We start from the raw sequence: 17,875 nt of genomic DNA, 5'->3' as shown, positions 1-17,875 counted from the left end.
TATGCGCATACGCGCACTGGTCGCCATCGTTGGGCTGCTGCTGACAACGGTGACCGTTGACGCTCTGGCCGTCACTCAAGTCAAGAGCATGCGCCTGTGGCGCGCGCCGGACAACACGCGGCTGGTCTTCGACCTTTCAGGCCCCGTGCAGCATAGTGTCTTCACCCTCAGCGCGCCGGACCGCCTGGTTATCGACATCAATGGCGCAACCTTGGCTGCGCCACTGAACGTGGCCACCTCCAACACGCCGATAAGCAGCGTGCGTTCGGCCCAGCGGACGCCGACCGACCTGCGCGTGGTGGTCGACCTGAAAAAATCGGTCACCCCAAAGAGTTTCACCCTGGCGCCCAACGCCCAGTATGGCAATCGCCTGGTGGTCGACCTGTACGACCAGGAAGCCGACGCCATCGCCGCCAGCGCCCCGCCCCCGGCCCCGACCCCGGTACAAACCCCGGCGACCACCCCTGCGGTGCCGGTGAGCCCGGCCCAGCCCGCCATCAAGCTGCCGCCGGTACCGAGCGGCAAGCGGGACATCGTGGTCGCCATCGACGCCGGCCATGGCGGCGAAGACCCGGGTGCATCCGGCTCGCGTGGTCAGCATGAAAAAGACATCGTGCTGCAGATCGCCAAAGAGCTGCAGCGCCAGATCAACCGCGAGAAAGGCTTCCGGGCCGAGCTGACCCGTACTGGCGACTATTTCATCCCGCTGCGCAAACGCACGGAAATCGCCCGCAAGAAGGGCGCCGACCTGTTCATCTCCATTCATGCTGACGCCGCACCGTCGCGGGCTGCCTTTGGCGCCTCGGTGTTCGCCTTGTCCGACCGTGGTGCCACCTCCGAAACCGCGCGCTGGCTGGCCGACACGGAAAACCGCTCAGACCTTATCGGTGGTGCGGGCAATGTCAGCCTGGATGACAAGGACCGGATGTTGGCCGGTGTGCTGCTCGACCTGTCGATGACCGCCACCCTCAGCTCCAGCCTCAACGTCGGGCAGAAGGTGCTGGGCAACATGGGTCGCGTCACCTCGCTGCACAAGCAGCGTGTGGAGCAAGCCGGCTTCATGGTGCTGAAATCCCCGGATATTCCGTCGATCCTCGTTGAAACCGGGTTCATCTCGAACAACAACGAAGCGGCCAAACTGGCCACCGCCAGCCACCAGCAGGCCCTGGCCCGTTCTATTCACACGGGCGTGCGCCAGTACTTCCAGCAGAACCCGCCACCGGGCACCTATGTGGCCTGGCTGCGCGACACCGGCAAGATTGCCGCAGGCCCGCGTGAGCACACGGTTCGCCCAGGCGAAACCCTGGCCATGCTCGCCGTGCGCTACCAGGTCAGCGTTGCCAGCCTGCGCAGCACCAACAGCCTCAAGACCGATGAGCTGAAGGTCGGCCAGCGCCTCGATGTCCCGGCCACCACGCTGGCTTCGCAATGAGTGGTGGTTCGCGCATCCAGCTGCTCAGCCCGCGGCTGGCCAACCAGATTGCCGCCGGCGAAGTGGTCGAGCGGCCGGCCTCTGTCGCCAAGGAGCTGCTGGAAAACAGCCTGGACTCCGGCGCCCGACGTATCGACGTGGACGTGGAGCAGGGCGGCGTCAAGCTGCTGAAGGTGCGTGACGACGGCAGTGGTATTTCCGCCGACGACCTGCCGCTGGCCCTGGCCCGTCACGCCACCAGCAAGATCCGCGAGCTGGAAGACCTTGAAGGGGTATTGAGCCTGGGCTTCCGTGGTGAGGCCCTGGCCTCGATCAGCTCGGTGGCGCGCCTGACCCTGACCTCGCGTACCGCCAGCGCCAGCGAGGCCTGGCAGGTGGAAACCGAAGGTCGCGACATGACCCCGCGGGTACAGCCGGCGGCTCACCCGGTCGGTACGTCGGTGGAAGTGCGTGACCTGTTCTTCAATACCCCGGCCCGGCGCAAGTTCCTCAAGGCCGAGAAAACCGAATTCGATCACCTGCAGGAAGTCATCCGGCGGCTGGCCCTGGCGCGTTTCGATGTCGGCTTCCACCTGCGTCACAACGGCAAGAGCATCCTCAGCCTGCACGAAGCCCACGACGAGACCGCCCGCGCACGGCGGGTGGGCGCCATCTGTGGCGCGGGCTTCATGGAGCAGGCGCTGCCGATCGACGTCGAACGCAACGGCTTGCGCCTGTGGGGCTGGGTCGGCCTGCCGACCTTCTCGCGCAGCCAGGCAGACCTGCAGTACTTCTTCGTCAACGGCCGTGCAGTGCGCGACAAGCTGGTCGCCCACGCGGTGCGCCAGGCCTACCGCGACGTGCTGTTCAACGGGCGGCATCCGACGTTCGTGCTGTTTCTCGAGCTGGAACCCAACGGCGTCGACGTCAACGTGCACCCGACCAAGCACGAGGTGCGCTTCCGCGAAGGGCGCTCGGTTCACGACTTCCTGTATGGCACTCTGCACCGCGCCCTGGCCGATGTACGCCCGGAAGACCAGTTGGCGGCGCCTGCTGCGGTGACCGAGATGGTCCGCCCCACAGGCCCGCAGGCCGGCGAATTCGGGCCGCAGGGTGAAATGCGCCTGGCCTCGCCGGTGCTTGAGCAGCCGCGTGCCCCGCAACAGTCGTTTTCCAACGGTGGCAGTGGCGCGGGTTACCAGTACCAGTACACGCCACGTCCTTCGCAGCCGCTGCCGGCCGCCGAGGCGCAGGCGGTCTATCGCGACTTTTACAAACCGCTGGAAGGTGGTGGCGCGGCGCCAGCGACGGCCCTGCCTGAAAGCCAGGGTGACATCCCGCCGCTGGGGTATGCGCTGGCGCAGCTCAAGGGTATCTACATCCTGGCCGAGAACGCCGTCGGCCTGGTGCTGGTGGACATGCATGCCGCCCACGAGCGCATCATGTACGAGCGCCTCAAAGTGGCCATGGCCAGCGAAGGCCTCAGCGGCCAGCCGCTGCTGGTACCGGAAACCCTGGCCTTGAGCCAGCGCGAAGCCGACTGCGCCGAAGAGCACGCGCAGTGGTTCCAGCGCCTGGGCTTCGAATTGCAGCGCCTGGCCCCGGAAAGCCTGGCGATCCGCCAGATTCCGGCGCTGCTCAAGCAGGCCGAGGCCAACCGCCTGGTGCAGGACGTGCTCGCCGACCTGATGGAGTACGGCACCAGCGACCGTATCCAGGCGCACCTAAACGAACTGCTGGGCACCATGGCCTGCCACGGCGCGGTGCGCGCCAACCGGCGCCTGGCAATACCCGAGATGAATGCCCTGCTGCGCGACATGGAAAACACCGAACGCAGCGGCCAGTGCAACCATGGCCGTCCCACCTGGACCCAGATGGGCCTGGACGACCTGGACAAACTCTTCCTGCGCGGTCGATGAAATGAGCGTCAAGCCCCCTGCAATATTCCTGATGGGCCCGACGGCGGCCGGCAAGACCGACCTGGCTATCGAGCTGACCAAGGTGCTGCCGTGCGAGTTGATCAGCGTCGACTCGGCGCTGGTCTACCGCGGCATGGACATTGGTTCGGCCAAGCCCTCGAAAGAAATCCTTGCCGCCCACCCGCACCGGCTGATCGACATTCGCGACCCGGCCGAGAGCTATTCGGCCGCGCAGTTCCGTGCCGACGCACTGGAAGCCATGGCCGACATTACCGCGCGCGGCAAGATCCCGCTGCTGGTGGGTGGCACCATGCTCTATTACAAGGCCTTGATCGATGGCCTGGCAGACATGCCGGCGGCCGATGCTGCGGTCCGTGCCGAGCTGGAAGCCCAGGCAGACGCCTTGGGCCTGGCCGAACTGCACCGCCAACTGGCCGAAATCGACCCCGAGTCGGCAGCGCGAATTCACCCCAACGACCCGCAGCGGTTGATCCGTGCGCTGGAGGTGTTTCGGGTGAGCGGCGAGAGCATGACGGTTCATCGCCAGCGTCAATTCGCTGAAAGTCGCGGCGCAGACGCAGGCGCTGCCGGACATTTGCCCTATACTGTCGCGAGTTTGGCGATTGCTCCTACAGATCGTCACATTTTGCATCAGCGAATTGCGTTACGATTTTCACAAATGCTGGAACAGGGCTTCGTTGAAGAGGTCCGATCGCTGCGAGCCAGAAGTGACTTGCACGCCGGGCTGCCGTCTATACGGGCAGTGGGTTATCGGCAGGTCTGGGATTACCTGGACGGCAAGCTGACTGAGAATGAGATGCGAGAACGCGGTATCATCGCTACTCGGCAGCTGGCCAAGCGGCAGTTCACCTGGTTGCGTGGCTGGCCCGATGTTCACTGGCTTGACAGCCTGGCCTGCGACAATCTGTCCCGCACCTTGAAATACCTTGGGGCCATCTCCATATTGAGCTGAGTCCCTGCTGATTGCCGTCTATTCTTGCGAAGGGGCGGCCTAATTTATCGATTTTATTGATTTTCTATTATTTATCCTTACAGGAGTGCGGCATATGTCAAAAGGGCATTCGCTACAAGACCCTTACTTGAATACCTTGAGAAAAGAAAAGGTTCCGGTATCCATCTATCTGGTCAACGGAATCAAGCTGCAGGGCTCGATCGAATCCTTCGACCAGTTCGTGGTACTGCTGAAGAACACCGTCAGCCAGATGGTCTACAAGCACGCCATTTCGACCGTGGTTCCGGCCCGTCCGGTTCGCCTGCCAAGCCCGACCGATGCCGAGCACGGCGACAGCGAGCCAGGCAACGCCTGATAGGAGCCTGCATTGTTCTTTGAGCGCCACGGTGGTGGTGAGCGGGCGTTGCTCGTTCACTTGGAAGGTCAGAACCCTGAGGCGCGCGAAGATCCGCAGGAGTTTCAGGAGCTGGCACTGTCGGCCGGGGCGGATATCGTCTCGCTGGTGACAGTGACAAGGCATCAGCCTTCGGCGAAATACCTGATTGGCAGCGGCAAGGTCGAGGAGCTGCACGACCTGGTCCATGCCGAGCAGGTCGACCTGGTGATTTTCAATCACACCCTCACGCCCAGTCAGGAGCGCAACCTCGAACGTGTGTTCGAGTGCCGTGTGCTCGACCGGACCGGGCTGATCCTCGATATCTTCGCCCAGCGGGCGCGTACCCATGAAGGCAAGCTGCAGGTCGAACTGGCCCAGCTGGACCACATGAGCACGCGGCTGGTGCGCGGCTGGACCCACCTTGAGCGACAAAAAGGTGGTATCGGCCTGCGCGGCCCGGGTGAAACCCAGCTGGAAACCGACCGCCGCCTGTTGCGGGTGCGTATTCGCCAGATCAAGTCACGCCTGGAGAAGGTGCGCAGCCAGCGCGAGCAGGCGCGTCGCGGGCGCAAACGCGCAGACATCCCGTCGGTGTCGCTGGTGGGTTACACCAACGCCGGCAAGTCCACGCTGTTCAACGCCCTGACCCAATCCGAGGTGTACGCTGCCGACCAGCTGTTCGCCACGCTCGACCCGACCCTGCGCCGGCTTGAGCTGAACGACCTGGGGCCGATCGTGCTGGCCGACACCGTGGGCTTCATACGCCACCTGCCGCACAAGCTGGTCGAGGCATTTCGGGCTACGCTCGAAGAGTCGAGCAACTCCGACCTGCTGCTGCACGTGATCGACGCCCATGAGCCAGAGCGCATGGAGCAGATCGAGCAGGTGCTGGCGGTATTGGGCGAGATTGGTGCCGAAGGCTTGCCGATCCTCGAGGTGTATAACAAACTCGACCTGCTCGAAGATGTCGAGCCGCAGATCCAGCGCGATGCCGATGGCAAGCCGCAGCGGGTCTGGGTATCGGCACGCGATGGGCGTGGCCTGGAGCTTGTAGGCCAGGCGATTGCAGAATTGCTGGGGGATGATCTGTTTGTCGGCACACTGTGCCTGGAGCAGCGTTTTGCCCGCTTGCGCGCGCAATTCTTTGCCCTGGGTGCCGTGCGCAGTGAAGAGCATGATGAAGAAGGGCGCAGCTTGCTGAGCGTGCGACTGCCCATGGTCGAACTGAATCGCCTGGTCAGCCGTGAAGGCATGGAGCCGCAAGTGTTTGTCGAGCAACACACTTTGCAATAAATGCTCGTCGAGGTCGCCGGGCAGCAGTGACAGGCATTCTGTAGCATTGGACGGCGCGCCGTGGGCGCGTCTTTGCTTTATCAGATGGAGAGCGCTATGGCTTGGAACGAGCCGGGTGGCAACTCGAACAATCAGGATCCCTGGGGCGGTCGCCGTGGTGGCGGCGGCGGCGGTGGTGACAAGAAAGGTCCGCCGGATCTGGACGAGGCCTTCCGCAAACTGCAGGACAGCCTGAATGGCATGTTCGGTGGTAACAAGAAACGTGGCGGCGGTGACCGCAATGTCGGCAAGGGTGGCGGCTATGGTCTGCTGGGCATTGGCCTGGCGGTGCTGGCGGCTATCTGGCTGTACAGCGCCGTGTACGTGGTCGACGAGCAGGAGCAGGCCGTGGTGCTGCGCTTCGGCAAGTACTATGAGACGGTCGGTCCCGGCCTGAACATCTACTTCCCGCCAATCGATCGCAAGTACATGGAAAACGTCACGCGCGAGCGTGCCTACACCAAGCAGGGCCAGATGCTCACCGAAGACGAGAACATCGTCGAGGTGCCGCTGACCGTCCAGTACAAGATCAGCAACCTGCAGGACTTCGTGCTCAACGTCGACCAGCCTGAGGTAAGCCTTCAGCACGCGACCGACAGCGCCCTGCGCCACGTGGTGGGTTCCACCTCGATGGACCAGGTGCTGACCGAAGGCCGTGAGCAGATGGCCGTGGATATCCGCGAACGCCTGCAGCGCTTCCTCGACAACTACCGTACCGGTATCACCGTGACCCAGGTCAACGTACAGAGCGCGGCAGCCCCGCGTGAAGTGCAGGAAGCCTTCGACGACGTGATCCGTGCCCGCGAAGACGAGCAGCGCGCCCGCAACCAGGCCGAGTCCTACGCCAATGGCGTGGTCCCCGAAGCCCGTGGTCAGGCCCAGCGCATCATCGAGGACGCCAATGGTTACCGCGACGAAGTCATCGCTCGCGCCAAGGGTGAGGCAGACCGCTTCACCAAGCTGCTCGTCGAGTACCGCAAGGCACCTGACGTAACCCGTGAGCGTCTGTATCTGGAGACCATGCAAGAGGTCTACAGCAATTCGAGCAAGGTCATGGTGGCGACCAAGGACGGGCAGAACAACCTGCTCTACCTGCCACTGGACAAGATGGTCGAAGGCAGCCGCAACCCGTCCGCGCCAACCGGCAGCGTGTCGCCATCGGCCAACGATGCGGCCGCGCGTGCAGCGCAGGACCTGCAACAGCAACAGCAGCCGCTGCGCACTAGGGAGAGCCGCTGATGAGCAATAGATCGCTGATCGCCCTGATCGTCGCCGTGGTTTTGGCCATTGTGGCCTGGAACAGCTTCTACATCGTGGGCCAGACCGAGCGCGCGGTAATGCTGCGTTTCGGTAAGGTGGTCCAGGCCGATGTCCAGCCTGGCCTGCACGTGAAGATTCCGTACGTCAACCAGGTGCGCAAGTTCGACGCCCGTCTGATGACCCTCGACGCCCCGACCCAACGGTTCCTGACCCTGGAGAAGAAAGCGGTGATGGTCGACGCCTACGCCAAGTGGCGCGTCAAGGATGCGGAACGTTTCTACACCGCCACGTCCGGCATGAAGCAGATCGCCGACGAGCGCTTGTCGCGTCGTCTGGAAAGCGGCCTGCGTGACCAGTTTGGTAAACGTACCCTGCACGAGGTGGTTTCCGGTGAACGTGACGCACTGATGGCTGACATCACTGCTTCGCTGAACCGCATGGCCAACAAGGAGCTGGGCATCGAGGTGGTCGACGTTCGCGTCAAGGCCATCGACCTGCCGAAGGAAGTCAACCGCAGCGTGTTCGACCGCATGAGCACCGAGCGTGAGCGTGAAGCCCGCGAGCACCGTGCCAAGGGTAACGAGCTGGCTGAAGGTATCCGTGCCGATGCCGACCGTCAGCGCCGTGTGCTGCTGGCCGAGGCTTATCGCGAAGCAGAAGAAACCCGCGGTGATGGTGATGCCCAGGCGGCCGCTATCTATGCCAAGGCCTACAGCCAGGACGCTGATTTCTATGCGTTCCACCGTAGCCTGCAGGCATACCGCGAGAGCTTCTCGAGCAAGAGCGACGTGATGGTCCTGGACCCGAAGAACGAGTTCTTCCGTTACCTGGACAAGAGCAGGCCTTGATGCTCAGGCCCCTGAGCTGAATCGGGAGCACCCCGCCTGGCAGGTAAAATTCCAGGCAGGGTGCATCCTGAATCAAAAGGGGTGTATGATGAGGCAGCCGGGAAATTTCCCGGCTTTTTTGCGTCTGCAAGGTTGATTGGCACTGCGCCAGTTGACGGTTTGGTCAGGTCGCAAGGCAATTTGAGGGTGTCGGGTACGGTGGCTGCGCTGGGATCAGTGCTGCCCGCTGCTGTGCGCGATACCGGCTTTACTGACGGCTTGCCTGCTGGCAGCCGCCCGGACCAGAGGGGAAATGGCGTAATGGCAACGGTAGACCGCTGGCTACTGCCAGATGGCATCGAGGAAGTACTGCCACCTGAGGCTGCGCGCATCGAAATTGCGCGCCGCCAGGTGTTGGACCTGTTCCAGAGTTGGGGTTACGAACTGGTCGTCACCCCGCATATCGAGTACCTGGAGTCGCTGCTTACCGGCGCCGGCCAGGACCTGGATCAGCGCACCTTCAAGGTGGTGGACCCGCAGTCCGGCCGCCTGATGGGCTTCCGTGCCGACTTCACTCCGCAGGTGGCGCGCATCGACGCCCACACCCTGCGCCGTGAAGGCCCGAGCCGCCTGTGCTATGCCGGCAGCGTGCTGCACGCCCAGCCGCGTGCGCTGTCGACCTCGCGCAGCCCGATCCAGCTGGGTGCCGAGCTGTACGGCGACGCCAGCCCCACCAGCGACGTCGAAGTCATCAGCCTGATGCTGGCCACGCTGCAACTGGCCGATGTGCCGGATGTGCACATGGACCTGGGCCACGTCGGCATCTACCGCGGCCTGGCGCGTGCGGCCGGCCTGTCCGGTGCGGTCGAGCAGCAGTTGTTCGACGCGCTGCAGCGCAAGTCGGTGGACGAAGTGCAGGCACTGACTGCCGACCTGCCGAAGGACCTGGGCAACATGCTGCGCGCACTGGTCGAGCTGTGCGGTGGCCGCGAGGTGCTGAACGAGGCCCGTGTGCGCCTGGGCCGTGCCCCTGCCAGCGTGCTGGCGGCGCTGGACGACCTGCTGGCGATCGCTGATCGCCTGGCGTCGCGCTACCCGGACCTGCCGCTGTACTTCGACCTCGGCGAGCTGCGCGGTTACCACTATCACACCGGCGTGGTGTTCGCCGTGTTCGTGCCGGGCGAAGGTCAGTCGATCGCCCAGGGCGGGCGCTACGACGACATCGGCGCCGACTTTGGCCGGGCCCGCCCGGCAACCGGTTTCTCCACGGATTTGAAGACCCTGGTCACACTGGGGCGAGCGGAGGTCGTATTGCCAACTGGCGGCATCTGGATGCCGGACAGTGGCGACGCGGCCCTCTGGCAGCAAGTCTGCCAGTTGCGCAACGAGGGCCAGCGTGTGGTCCAGGCTCTGCCTGGCCAGCCGTTGAGTGCTGCTCTCGAGGCGGATTGTGATCGGCAATTGATTCAGCAAGACGGGCGCTGGCAGGTTCTGCCGCTGGCCCAGTGAGTTTCTGCGTCGGCAACAGGCCGGCAACCAAGTTTGCGTGAATGAGGACCAATGTAATGGGTAAGAATGTCGTCGTCCTGGGCACCCAATGGGGTGATGAGGGCAAAGGCAAGATCGTCGATCTGCTGACCGAACATGCTGCCGCCGTAGTGCGCTACCAAGGTGGCCACAATGCGGGCCACACCCTGGTGATCAACGGTGAAAAAACCGTGCTGCACCTGATTCCGTCCGGCATCCTGCGTGAAGGCGTACAGTGCCTGATCGGCAACGGCGTGGTCGTTGCCCCGGATGCCCTGATGCGCGAAATCACCAAGCTGGAAGAGAAGGGCGTACCGGTGCGCGAGCGCCTGCGCATCTCCCCGGCTGCGCCGCTGATCCTGTCGTACCACGTGGCCCTCGACCAGGCCCGTGAAAAAGCCCGTGGCGAAGCCAAGATCGGCACCACCGGCCGTGGTATCGGCCCAGCCTACGAAGACAAGGTCGCGCGCCGCGGCCTGCGCGTTGGCGACCTGTTCCACCGTGAGCGTTTCGCCGCCAAGCTGGGTGAGCTGCTGGACTACCACAACTTCCAGCTGGTGAACTACTACAAAGAGCCGGCCATCGACTTCCAGCAAACCCTGGACGAGTGCATGGCCTACGCCGAACAGCTCAAGCCGATGATGCTCGACGTCACCGCCGAGCTGCACAACCTGCGTCGTGCCGGCAAGGACATCATGTTCGAAGGCGCCCAGGGCTCGCTGCTGGACATCGACCACGGTACCTACCCGTACGTCACCAGCTCCAACACCACCGCTGGCGGTATCTCCACCGGTTCCGGCGTTGGCCCAATGTACCTGGACTACATCCTGGGTATCACCAAGGCGTACACCACTCGCGTAGGTTCGGGCCCGTTCCCGACCGAACTGTTCGACGAGACCGGCGCTACCCTGGCCAAGCGTGGCCACGAGTTCGGTTCCACCACCGGCCGTGCCCGTCGTTGCGGCTGGTTCGATGCCGTGATCCTGCGTCGCGCCATTGACGTCAACAGCATCTCGGGCATCTGCCTGACCAAGCTGGACGTGCTGGACGGCCTGGAAACCATCAACATCTGCGTTGGCTACAAGAACGAGAACGGTGCCGTCATCGACGCCCCTTCCGATGCCGACAGCTACATCGGCCTGGAGCCGGTGTACGAAGAGATGCCAGGCTGGAGCCAATCGACCCTGGGTGCCAAGACCCTGGAAGAGCTGCCAGAAGCTGCCCGCGCTTACATCAAGCGCATCGAGGAGCTGACCGGCGCGCCGATCGACATCATCTCCACCGGCCCGGACCGCAACGAAACCATCGTTCTGCGTCACCCGTTCGCCTGATCTGCCCTCCAGGCTGATCTGACGCCGCGGCCCTGAAAGGGGCCGCGGCGTTTTCATTCATGGATAACCCATTGCTGAACCTTGGCGTTTATCCCTGCTGCCCCCGGCACAACCCTTGCTGTAAGAAGTTTCTGACGATGCCATCAAAATAGTGGCGCCAGAAAACACGAGGGTTACACCGTGTCTGCCATCCTCTCACTGTTACGAAGCCGCCTATTGCGGCCTGTGTTTGTTGCCTTGGGTATCGCGCTTCTGGTGCAGGTGCTGGTTGCCGTTGCACTCACGCGTAGCACGGTCACTGCCCTGGAGGCTGATCTTGGCGAGCGCCTGGGCAATGACAGCCGTCAGCTGGCCAGCGACCTGGAGCAAGCCGGGCAGGACGTGCGCTCAGGCCTCGACAGCCTGTCCAGCAGCACCCGCCAGCGCCTCAGCGCAGGCTTGTCTGCACGCCTGCAGAGCGAACAGCAGCAACTGCGCAGCACGCTGGAACAAAACCTCAAGGAGTCCGCCAATGACATGGCCGAGCTGTTGGCCTCGGTGGCCCCGCGGGCCATCTGGGACAACGACGTGCCGGTGCTTTCCGACTTCGCCCGCCGCGCACAGCGCAACCCCAATGTGCTGTTCGTGGTCTACGACGACGCTCAGGGCCAGCATCTGACCCGCTACCTGAACCGGCAAAACCCCATCAACCAAGCGTTGATGGAAAAGGGCCAGGGTGAGCGGGCGCTGGACAAGGTGATCGATGCGGCCCGACGGGACCCGGCGGTGTACTTCGTCGAGTCCCCGATCAACCCCAATGGCGCTGAAATCGGCAAGGTGGTGATGGGCGTCTCCACGGCCGGTATTGATCAGCAGCTCAAGGCCCTCGACCAGCGTTTCTCGGCCCTGATCGCCAGCGGTGAGCAACTGGTCGGCGACAGCCTGGTCGGTGCCGCCGCCGACAGTGGCAAGACCCTGCGCGAACGCCTGGAGAAGGCGCAAGGCAGTGCTGCTGCAATGCAGGCCAATACCGCGCAGACTGTGCGTGACGCTGCCGCGGAGCTACGCTGGCGCATCGGTCTGGGTCTGGCGCTGGTCGGGCTTGGTGTGCTGCTGGTGGTCGCCGTGGTCCTTGGCCGTCGGGTGCTTAGCAAGCTGCGGCTGTTGATTGCTGCACTCGATGACCTGGCAGCAGGGGAAGGCGACCTGACCAAGCGTGTGCGGCTCGACAGCCGCGACGAAATTGGCGACATGGCCTCGGCAGTGAATCGCTTTGTCGACAAGCTGCAGCCAATCGTTCGCGAGGCGGGCGAGGTGGCGCAGCGCACTGGCGTGGAGATTGGCGCAATGGCTCAGCGCAATGCAGGTGCCGATGCCGCAGCCGCGCTGCAACGGGATGAAGTGGCGGCCAGCCTGCGTGATCTGTCGAGCATGGCCGATGAGGCTCAGGCCGAAAGCCATGCGATGCAGGCGGCATTGCAGCAAGTGGTGGATATCCGCCAGGCAACCGACGAAAACAGCCGTACCTCGACTCAGCTGGCGGGCCTGATCGAGAACCTCGCCGGGCAGGTGGACGCCGGTTCTCAGGTGATAGAGCGCCTGGCCAAGCAGAGCGAGCAGATCGAAGTGGTGCTGACGGTGATCCACGGCATTGCCGAGCAAACAAACCTGCTGGCCTTGAACGCTGCCATCGAGGCGGCCCGTGCCGGTGAAACCGGGCGTGGCTTTGCTGTGGTGGCGGATGAGGTGCGGGCGCTGGCGAGCAAGACGCAAAGCTCCACCGGGGATATTCAGGCGCATATCGCCGCGCTGCAGAAGGGTGCCAAAGAGGCCGTGGCCACCATCAGCCAGGCCGGGCTCAAGGCCAGCGAAGGGCTGCTGGTGTTGCGTGACAATGAACGCCGCCAGCAGTCGGTGCAGGCTGCGGTGGAGCAGGTACATGCGGCCATCGGCCTGGCCACCCGAGCGGCCGAGCAGCAGGCAAATGGTGCGCAGGCGGTGCGCGGGCGGGTAGAGACCATTCATGCCCAGGCCGAGCGCTCGGCGGAGGTGGTGATGCAGACCACGGCCAGCAGCAAGGTGCTGGATGACCTGGCCGCACAACTGAGGGCGAGCCTGGGGCAGTTCAGGGCTTGAGGATGGTGGCGGTCTACGGCGAAGGGATTGCTCATATCAGCTCGATAGCCCGCCAGGGTGAGCTGCTCTGCCGCCATGATGGCATTTCCGCCCCCATACCGATAATCGCCTTACCAGGACTGAGTCACCTTCATCGTCAAACTTGTAGGCAATTTCCCAAAATCGCCCTATTCGTCCACGTTCTATTGCAGCACCAGGCGCAGGGAACTAGTGTCTTTCGTACTAGGAGGCGCGCAGCGTAACCCGCCGTTTGCCTTTGGGAGCAGCCTTAAAATGGCGATGTCTGCAAGCCGTCGTTATCAGCCCAATCTTTACCAAGGAGAGGTAAGCATGGCTTTCGATGCTTATATTCAAATCGCGGAAATCACTGGCGAAGCACTGGACGAGCAGTACGCCAACTGGATCGAAATTATCGGCTACTAGTTCGGTGCAAACCAGAGTATCTCTGCCACCGCAAGCTCAGCGGGCGGCGCATCATCAGGTCGCACCACACTCACCAACTTTACCTTCACCAAATACCTGGACAGTGCTAGCTGCAAGCTGCTGGAGGCTAGCTGTGCGGGCCAGCACCTGAAGGAGGTGAAACTCGTGGTGTGCCGTGCTGGTGGCGATAAGCTCAAGTACTACGAAGTCGTCCTGGAAGAAGTGATCATTGCCGACTACGCCCAGAGCGCCAGCGCTGGGGTGCCAGTGGAAGTGGTGCAGCTGAACTACGGGCGCATCAAGACGACCTACACCCGGCAGAAACGCCTCGACGGCAGCGCCGGCGGGAATGTTACGGGTGGTTGGGACCGCATCAACAACAAGAAGTATGCGTGAGGTACGACCATGTCCGAGGCGCGCAGCTTCATTAATCCGCAAGCGCAGTCGTATGAGTCGCTGAAGGCCGATACGCCCATGAACGCGAATCAGCGGGCCAAGTTTGATGTGCTGAATGCGCATATCGTCAACACAGTTGTATTCCCTGGCGAGATGATAATTGTGGGTGACCCAAGCACGTCGTCCTGTACCGCTCAAGAGGCATTTCTCATGGGTAAGGCGTTAGGTATACACCTTGACATCGAATTGAACGGCGGTGGGTTTGACGGGTTCCTTCTGGAGAATTTTGAGCTGCTGCAGAGCTTGCTGGCCCGTGCTTCCGTCGGCGCTGGTGCTGCTAGTGACGCTTGGAGTAAGCATCTTGAAACTATCAAGAAAACGTTAGAGGAGATAGAGCAGCTACACCGAGATTATCTGGTTAAAGGTACGTTGAAAGCTCGTGATGAATTCTACTCGAAGCGAATAGCGCTGTTTTTAAAGTTGGAGTCGCAGCTAGATAGTATGGCTGCGTATGGGGCGGGGGTGCGCAATCGGGGTAAAATCAAGCATGCGCTGGATATATCTACCAAAAGATTTCTTCACGTTGGTGAGATTAAAGGGTATGCAGAAAAAGTATCTGGCGTAGCGAAGGCGGCCAATTGGGTAAAAAAAGGTACGTATTTAGGGATGGCGCTTGATGTGGCGTCAACCGAGCTGTCAATTCGTAACGCTTGCGTGCTTGGGCGGGAAGAGGAGTGTAGAAAGGCTGGGTCTGTCGAGAGAAGCTCGCTAGTTGCGAGCTTGGGTCTAGGAGGAATGGGTGGATATGTCGCTGGCATATTGGGGCCAATAGTATGCGTTGCTGTAGGTATTCCCACCGGTGGAACAGCAACTTTCGCATGTTCGGTATTGGGAGGAGCGGCTGGAGGTATTGCTGGCGGTGAGTTTGGTGAGATATTGGGAGAAAGAGTGGGGGAGATTTTGTATGAGGCAGTGCGATGAGTAACTTGCACCTCGCAGTGCTTGGCGCATTTGTAATTATTTCGCCTTTTTTGATGTTTGGTGTTTGGATATTCGTTGCGTATCGATATCTGGATCGTATCGAATCAACCCTGTCAAATAGCCGAATGGTGGCTGTGAACAGAGAAGTATATTCTCATGCTGGGCTGCTCGGGAAAGTCATGCGGCTCGGGTCAATTTCTGCAATGCTATCTATAAAGGATTTTAGCGTTCGGAAGTGGCTGTTGGATAGCAATGATATTGTAGAGGCTCCCGCCGACCTGCAGAAGCTGTTAGTGCGCTTGTGGACTGTACAAATTTTGCTGATTGCACTAATTGTTCTGTTTTTTGTTTGGATAAAATACTTGAGGTAAACTCGTGTGTGTCGTTCGAAAATCCAGGCTGCTCGCCAGCCTGGATTCGTTCTCAAGCCTTATTCAGATACATCCGCGTAGTCAGCAAGTACACCGGCAACCCCGACACCACAATCAACAGCGCCGCATAAGGCGCCGCCGCCGCAAACTCGACGTTGGCCGTATGCGCCCACACTTCGGTAGCCAGGGTGGTCATGCCGGTCGGGCTGAGCAGCAAGGTCGCCGTCAGTTCTTTCATGGCATCCAGGAACACCAGCGCGAAAGCTGCTGCCATCGCCGGGAAGATGATCGGCAAGGTCACCCGGCAGAACGCGGCAAAGCTGCTCGCGCCCAGGGTGCGGGCGGCTTCTTCCAGCGTCGGCGAAGCCTTGTTCAGCGCGGTGCGCACCGGCGATTGCGCCAGCGGCAAGAACAGCAGCGCATAGGCCAGCAGCAGCAAGGCGGTGGTCTGGTACAGCGCCGGCACGTAGTGCAGGGCGAAGAATACCAGGGTCAGGGCAATCACCAGGCCGGGCAGGGCGTGCAGCAGGTAAGGCAGCCGCTCGGCCCAGATCGCCAGGCGGCCTTTGTAGCGCACCACCAGGAAGCTGATCGGCAGCGCCAGCAGCACGCAGAAACCGGCACCACCCAGCGATACCGACAACGAGGTGAACAACGCCTTGGAGATGGCTGCCACCGGGAATGCCGCCGACGAACCAACGCTCAGCCAGTAGCCAAGCATCGCCAGCGGAATGCCACTGCCAAGCACCGCCAGGGCCACACAAAGAAGCTGCGCCAGCACCGCCCAGCCACCCAGCCTTACCGGCTGTGCGCGGCGCGCCACGCCTTGGCCGATGCGCACATGGCGAGCCTTGCCGCGCACCCGCAGCTCCAGCCACAGCATCACCAGGCACATCGCCAGCAGCACGGCGGACAGCATCGCCGCGTTGGCATTGCTGAACTCCAGTTCGAACTGCTGGTAGATGGCGGTGGTGAAGGTTTGCAGGCCGAGAATCGACAGTGCGCCGAACTCCACCAGCATGTGCAGGGCAATCAGTAGCGCGCCGCCCAGCATCGACGGCCACAAGAGGGGCAGGGTGACCTTGACGAATACCCCCCAACGGCTGCAACCCAGCGTGCGTGCCGACTCTTCAAGCGAAGTGTCGAGGTTGCGCAGGGTGGCGGCCACCGGCAGGAACACCAGCGGGTACTTGGACAAGGCCATGACCATGATCGCCCCGCCCAACCCTTCGAAATCCGAGCTCAGCGATACCCAGGTGAAGCTGCTGACGAACGACGGCACGGCAAACGGCAGGCACAGCACCACGCCCCACAGCCGGCGGCCGGCCAGGTTGCTGCGCTCCAGCAGCCAGGCCAGGGCCAGGCCCACCATCATGCAGGTCAGTGTCACCCCAACCATCAGCAGCAGGGTGTTGCGCATCAGCCCCCAGACGAAGGGACGCCACAGCAGGTGCAAGGCTTCGCGCCAGCCGGCTTCCCAGGCTTTGATGGCGACATACAGCAGTGGCAGCAAGCTCATCGCCACCAGGAACAGCACAGGTAGTACCACCCAGATGGAAGGGCGCTTGCGGCGCGGTACGAAGCGTACCGGCGCCGGCTGGGACAGGGCGGCGGTCATCAGAGCAGGCCGACCTCGCGTTCGAGTTCGATGGCTTCTTCGGCATTGCCAAGGTCAGCCGGCGAGATCTTCGGCGGGCGCAGCTCTTCGAACGGTTTCAGGCCACGGTCAGAGACCATGCCTTTGTGCAGCGGGTATTCGGCGGTGGTCTGGGTGATCACGCGCTGGCCTTCTTCACTGGCCATCCAGTTGAGCAGGGCCTGGGCTTCCTTGGGGTGCTTGCTGGCCTTCACAGCGGCAGCGCCGGAAATGGTCACCAGGTTGCCGGCATCGCCATCAGCCAGGTAGTAAAGCTTGGAGTCGAGCTTGCCGCGCTCGCGCTCCAGGGCGTACCAATAGTAGTTGTTCACCAGGACGGCAGCGACTTCGCCTTTTTCTACGGCCTTCAGGGCGACCATGTTGTTGGTGTAGGTCTTGCCGAAGGCTTTCAGGCCGGTCAGCCATTCTTCAGTGGCTTCGCGACCATGCATTTTCAGGATGGCCACGGCCTGTTCCTGGAATGCGCCGCTGGTCGGAACGTAGCCGACGCGGCCGTCCCATTCAGGGTCGGAAAAATCCATGACCGTGGTCGGCAGGTCTTTTTCGTCGATCTTCTTCGGGTTGTAGACCACCACCCGGGTACGTGCGGTGACGCCCATCCAGGTGCCGTTGGCGCCTACGTATTCCTTGGGCAGCATGTTCAGCGTGGCGTCGTCGATCTTCGCCAACAGGCCCAGCTCGCCCAGGTTGTTCAGCGGTGGAGATTCTTCGGTGTAGATGATGTCGGCGGGCGAGCGCTCGCCTTCCTCGATGATCTGGCTGGCCAGCTGGTTGCTGCTGCCTTTGCGGATATTGATGTGGATGCCGGTCTTGGCCTCATAGGCCTTGGCGATGGCCTCGCCGATTTCCTTGTGCTGACCGTTGTACATGGTCAGGGCGACCGGGGCGTCTGCCATGGCGGCCGGAGCGCCGATGACCAGGCTCAGCACGGCGGCGGCCAGGGTACGCATCAGCGGTTGCGGGCGGATCGTCATGC

At 62.3% G+C, this 17,875-nt stretch carries 14 protein-coding genes and 1 pseudogene; 13 read left to right on the top strand and 2 right to left on the bottom strand.

Annotation, left to right across the window (positions count from 1 at the left end; genetic code table 11):
• The first annotated feature begins 1 nt into the window (after position 1).
• The 13 genes and pseudogenes from AC5O5I_RS25420 to AC5O5I_RS25360 all read left to right on the top strand — a co-directional run bounded on the left by AC5O5I_RS25420 (position 2) and on the right by AC5O5I_RS25360 (position 15,242).
• Positions 2-1,432 carry an N-acetylmuramoyl-L-alanine amidase gene (locus AC5O5I_RS25420; protein ID WP_172232312.1) on the top strand — a complete coding sequence of 477 codons (1,431 nt, stop codon included), beginning with the start codon at positions 2-4 and terminating at the stop codon, positions 1,430-1,432.
• The gene (gene mutL, locus AC5O5I_RS25415; RefSeq protein ID WP_172286243.1) at positions 1,429-3,330 is read left to right on the top strand and encodes a DNA mismatch repair endonuclease MutL; all 1,902 of its coding nucleotides are present in this window, start codon (positions 1,429-1,431) and stop codon (positions 3,328-3,330) included. Before AC5O5I_RS25420 ends, mutL begins: the two co-directional genes overlap by 4 nt.
• Position 3,331: 1 nt before the next feature.
• Positions 3,332-4,303 carry a tRNA (adenosine(37)-N6)-dimethylallyltransferase MiaA gene (miaA, locus tag AC5O5I_RS25410; RefSeq protein ID WP_172228223.1) on the top strand — a complete coding sequence of 324 codons (972 nt, stop codon included), beginning with the start codon at positions 3,332-3,334 and terminating at the stop codon, positions 4,301-4,303.
• 94 nt (positions 4,304-4,397) lie between these two features.
• On the top strand, positions 4,398-4,658 hold the full coding sequence (hfq, locus tag AC5O5I_RS25405) for an RNA chaperone Hfq (RefSeq protein WP_172228225.1): 261 nt from the start codon (positions 4,398-4,400) through the stop codon (positions 4,656-4,658).
• Positions 4,659-4,670: 12 nt separating this feature from the next.
• Positions 4,671-5,972, top strand: a complete 1,302-nt coding sequence (gene hflX, locus AC5O5I_RS25400; RefSeq protein ID WP_172228227.1) for a ribosome rescue GTPase HflX — start codon at positions 4,671-4,673, stop codon at positions 5,970-5,972.
• Positions 5,973-6,068: 96 nt separating this feature from the next.
• Positions 6,069-7,250: an FtsH protease activity modulator HflK gene (gene hflK / locus AC5O5I_RS25395; protein WP_172228229.1), complete on the top strand. Its 1,182-nt coding sequence runs from the start codon at positions 6,069-6,071 to the stop codon at positions 7,248-7,250.
• Positions 7,250-8,119, top strand: coding sequence for a protease modulator HflC (gene hflC, locus AC5O5I_RS25390; RefSeq protein WP_172228231.1), 870 nt, complete (start codon positions 7,250-7,252; stop codon positions 8,117-8,119). Before hflK ends, hflC begins: the two co-directional genes overlap by 1 nt.
• Positions 8,120-8,419: 300 nt before the next feature.
• The gene (locus AC5O5I_RS25385) at positions 8,420-9,607 is read left to right on the top strand and encodes an ATP phosphoribosyltransferase regulatory subunit (protein ID WP_172228233.1); all 1,188 of its coding nucleotides are present in this window, start codon (positions 8,420-8,422) and stop codon (positions 9,605-9,607) included.
• Positions 9,608-9,663: 56 nt separating this feature from the next.
• On the top strand, positions 9,664-10,956 hold the full coding sequence (locus AC5O5I_RS25380; protein ID WP_172228235.1) for an adenylosuccinate synthase: 1,293 nt from the start codon (positions 9,664-9,666) through the stop codon (positions 10,954-10,956).
• A gap of 180 nt (positions 10,957-11,136) precedes the next feature.
• On the top strand, positions 11,137-13,071 hold the full coding sequence (locus AC5O5I_RS25375; RefSeq protein ID WP_172228237.1) for a methyl-accepting chemotaxis protein: 1,935 nt from the start codon (positions 11,137-11,139) through the stop codon (positions 13,069-13,071).
• Positions 13,072-13,401: 330 nt separating this feature from the next.
• Positions 13,402-13,890: pseudogene (locus AC5O5I_RS25370) on the top strand (Hcp family type VI secretion system effector).
• Between the two features lie 9 nt (positions 13,891-13,899).
• Entirely contained in the window at positions 13,900-14,871 is a 972-nt protein-coding gene (locus AC5O5I_RS25365; protein ID WP_494511754.1) for a hypothetical protein, read from the top strand.
• Positions 14,868-15,242, top strand: a complete 375-nt coding sequence (locus tag AC5O5I_RS25360) for a hypothetical protein (protein WP_494511753.1) — start codon at positions 14,868-14,870, stop codon at positions 15,240-15,242. The genes AC5O5I_RS25365 and AC5O5I_RS25360 overlap by 4 nt, the downstream gene beginning before the upstream one ends.
• A gap of 52 nt (positions 15,243-15,294) precedes the next feature.
• Here AC5O5I_RS25360 and AC5O5I_RS25355 read toward each other — a convergent pair whose 3' ends face one another.
• Both AC5O5I_RS25355 and AC5O5I_RS25350 read right to left on the bottom strand, forming a co-directional pair.
• Positions 15,295-16,860 (bottom strand): ABC transporter permease, encoded by a 1,566-nt coding sequence (locus AC5O5I_RS25355; protein ID WP_494511752.1) that lies wholly within the window; start codon positions 16,858-16,860, stop codon positions 15,295-15,297.
• The gene (locus AC5O5I_RS25350; protein WP_172288216.1) at positions 16,860-17,873 is read right to left on the bottom strand and encodes an extracellular solute-binding protein; all 1,014 of its coding nucleotides are present in this window, start codon (positions 17,871-17,873) and stop codon (positions 16,860-16,862) included. The genes AC5O5I_RS25355 and AC5O5I_RS25350 overlap by 1 nt, the downstream gene beginning before the upstream one ends.
• Between the last annotated feature and the right edge of the window lie 2 nt (positions 17,874-17,875).

Source organism: Pseudomonas sp. 9_2_1 (genome assembly GCF_059295275.1).
The sequence above is the reverse complement of the archived record's forward strand: the minus strand, read 5'-3'. Positions and strand labels throughout refer to the sequence as shown.